This window comes from Shinella sp. GW821-FHT10F02 (assembly GCF_058809275.1).
In genome coordinates this window covers 1-3,241 of sequence record NZ_JBXASL010000022.1, presented here as the reverse complement: position 1 = coordinate 3,241, position 3,241 = coordinate 1, and the positions used below count along the sequence as shown (strand labels likewise).

4 protein-coding genes are annotated in these 3,241 nt (G+C 62.1%); all 4 read right to left on the bottom strand.

From position 1 onward, the window contains the following. Positions 1 to 21: 21 nt before the first annotated feature. Positions 22 to 366, bottom strand: a complete 345-nt coding sequence (locus AC1RWL_RS32140; RefSeq protein ID WP_256121065.1) for a DUF6867 family protein — start codon at positions 364 to 366, stop codon at positions 22 to 24. A gap of 21 nt (positions 367 to 387) precedes the next feature. After that, positions 388 to 1,113 carry an ABC transporter ATP-binding protein gene (locus AC1RWL_RS32135; RefSeq protein ID WP_256121064.1) on the bottom strand — a complete coding sequence of 242 codons (726 nt, stop codon included), beginning with the start codon at positions 1,111 to 1,113 and terminating at the stop codon, positions 388 to 390. Then, on the bottom strand, positions 1,110 to 2,030 hold the full coding sequence (locus AC1RWL_RS32130; RefSeq protein WP_439616003.1) for an ABC transporter ATP-binding protein: 921 nt from the start codon (positions 2,028 to 2,030) through the stop codon (positions 1,110 to 1,112). Before AC1RWL_RS32130 ends, AC1RWL_RS32135 begins: the two co-directional genes overlap by 4 nt. Beyond that, a partial coding sequence (livM, locus tag AC1RWL_RS32125) for a high-affinity branched-chain amino acid ABC transporter permease LivM (protein ID WP_493158618.1) occupies positions 2,030 to 3,241 on the bottom strand: 1,212 nt, incomplete at its 5' end. The genes livM and AC1RWL_RS32130, both read right to left, overlap by 1 nt.

Sequence of the window (3,241 nt, the reverse complement as noted above, 5' to 3'; positions counted from 1 at the left end):
CGGTCGCGGAGTTCCCTCTGGTTATTTAGACTTCCATGAAAAGAGCGATGCTTTTTCATAGAGCCAGTAGTAGTTGTTGGTCATTTGCCGCGTGCGATAGTAGCGGTAACCGAGCGTAGCAAACAACAAAAGCACGGCGGTGTCCACGACATAGTACTGCACCGTCAGCATGCTGCCGTGGAACAGGGCGTGGTGGATGAAGCGGATGGCGACGCCGAGCAGAGCCACGTAGATCAGCAGCGTCGTATAGTTCTGCCAGTTCTCCGCAACGCTCTTGCCGGTGCGCCAGGCAGTCCAGCCGCCCATGATGACGGTGATGAACAGGAACTGCCAGATGGACGGTTCTTCGTAGAGAATTCCCTGCATTTTTTTCTCCTCTCGACCGCCCTAGTGGCGCCCACCTTCAAGATAGGCGGCGCGCACTTCCGGATTGGCCAGAAGTTCCTTGCCCGAACCGCTCATCGTCACCTGGCCGTTGACCATCACATAGGCCCGGTTGGAGAGTTTGAGGGCGGCGAAGGCGTTCTGCTCGACGAGGAACACGGTCAGACCCTGCTCCTGGTTCAAGACCTTGATGGCGTCGAAGATCTGCTTGATGATCAACGGCGCAAGCCCGAGCGACGGCTCGTCGAGAAGCAGGAGCTTCGGACGCGCCATCAGCGCACGGCCGATGGACAGCATCTGCTGCTCGCCACCCGAAAGCGTACCGCCGCGCTGGGCCTGGCGTTCCTTGAGGCGCGGGAAGAGCGTGAAGATCTTCTCCACGTCCTCGTTGAAGAACTTCAGATTGTCGAGGCTCGCGCCCATCTGAAGGTTTTCATAGACCGTCATGCGCGGGAAGATGCGGCGCCCTTCCGGCGATTGCGCGATGCGACGACGCGCGATCAGATGCGTCGGCACGCGCGTGATGTCCTCGCCGTCGAAGGTGACGGTGCCGGTGCGCGCCTGCGGGCTGCCGCAGATCGTCATCATCAGCGTCGACTTGCCGGCGCCGTTCGCACCGATCAGGCTGACGATCTCGCCCCTCTTCACCTCGACATTGACACCGGCGAGCGCGCGGATGTTGCCGTAGTAGGTTTCCACGCCCTGGACGCTGAGAAGCGTATCACTCATGCGTGCGACCCTCCCTGCGGGCCTTCGCTCTCGGCGATAACCTCGATCTCTTCAATCACCTCTTCGACCTCATCGTCTTCCACACCGAGATAGGCCGCGATAACCTTCGGATCGTTCTTCACATGGTCCGGCGTGCCATCGGAAATCTTCTGGCCATATTCGAGCACGACGACGTGGTCGGAGATTTCCATGACCACCGACATGTCGTGCTCGATGAGCAGGATCGACGTGCCGCTGTCTTTGCGGATCGAGCGCAGCAGCTCGTTGAGCGTCAGCGATTCACGCGGGTTGAGGCCCGCCGCCGGTTCGTCGAGGCACAGGAATTCCGGCCCCGTGCACATGGCGCGGGCGATTTCCAGACGACGCTGCGCGCCGTAGGGCAGGTCGCCCGCCGGATCGTCGGCGCGATCGATGAGGTTCGCCTTCTCCAGCCAGTATTTGGCGATATCGACCGATTCGCCCGCAGCCTTCTTGTAGGTCGGGAAACCGAGCAGGCCGAGGATCGTATAGCCGGATGCCTTCATCAGCATGTTGTGCTGGGCGACGAGCAGGTTTTCCAGCACGGTCAGGCCCGAGAAGAGCCGGATGTTCTGGAAGGTGCGCGCGACCTTCGCATCACGATTGACCTCGAAGTCGGTCATGCGTTCCAGCAGGAATTCCCGGCCGCCCTTCTGGCGCATGGTGATCATGCCCATGGTCGGCTTGTAGAAGCCGGTCACGCAGTTGAAGACCGTGGTCTTGCCCGCACCGTTCGGGCCGATCAGCGCGGTGATGTCGCCGCGATGCGCCTCGAAGGACAGGTCGTTGATGGCCATGAGGCCACCGAAGCGCATCGAGAGATGCTCGACTTTCAGGATGGGATCGTTCGTCATGGTCTTTGTCGCTGTGTTCGTCGCCACGTTGGTCAGGGTCGCCATCAGCCGTGCCCTTCCTTGGTGAAGCTGCCGGAGACCGCCTTGCGTTCCTTGAGGAACGCGGTCGGCTCACGGCTTCCGACGAAGCCACGCGGCTTCCAGACCATGACCACCACCATCGCGATGCCGAAGATCAGCATGCGGTAGAGTTCCGGCGTGAAGTCCGGGCCGAAGACCGCCTTCAGGAAGGTCATTTCGCGCAGGAGCTCCGTGCCGCCGACCATCACCGCCGCAGCGATCGCGATGCCGACGAGCGAACCCATGCCGCCGAGAACCACGATGGCGAGGATGATCGCCGATTCGAGGAAGACGAAGCTTTCCGGCGAGACGAAGCCCTGGCGCACGGCGAAGAAGGAGCCGGCAAAACCGCCGAACATCGCGCCGATGGAGAAGGCCGTCAGCTTCGTCGTCACCGTGTTGATGCCGAGCGAGCGGCAGGCGATCTCGTCTTCACGCAGCGCTTCCCAGGCCCGGCCGATCGGCATGCGGCGCAGCTTGATCGTCACATAGGCGGTCAGCAAGGCGAGGGCGAGGATGAGATAGAACAGGAAGATCTTGTAGTAGGCGGACGACATCGGCAGGTCGAAGGCCTTGGCGAAGTTGTTCGGCGCGCTGACGTCGAAGGACCAGATGCCGAACACCGAGGCTTTCGGAATGCCGGAGACGCCGAAGGTGCCCTTGGTGACTTCCGTCCAGTTGATGAGCACCAGGCGGATGATTTCCCCGAAGGCGAGCGTCACGATGGCGAGATAGTCGCCCTTGAGGCGCAGCACCGGGAAGCCGAGGATCATGCCCCAGAAGGCGGCGAGGATACCGGCGAGCGGCAGCAGCACCCAGAAGGAGAAGCCGAACTGCTGCGACAGCAGCGCGTAGGAATAGGCGCCCACCGCATAGAAGGCGACGTAGCCGAGGTCGAGCAGGCCGGCGAGGCCGACCACGATGTTCAGGCCCCAGGCGAGCATCACGTAGATGAGGATCTGGATGCCGAAATTGTCGACCCACTTCAGCGAGCCCTGCACGCCGAACAGCATGACCATCAGCGGCGGATAGACGAGCAGCGCGACGATCGCGATCTTCGAGAAGTTGCGCTTGAAGAAGCTGACTTCCTCGTCCACGGGCCTGGCCGCGGCGCTCGCCTTGCGGGCTGCCGCCCAGGGCCGCAGATAGGCGACCGAGAGGAAGCGGCCGACGGCGGCGACGATCACGAAGATCGC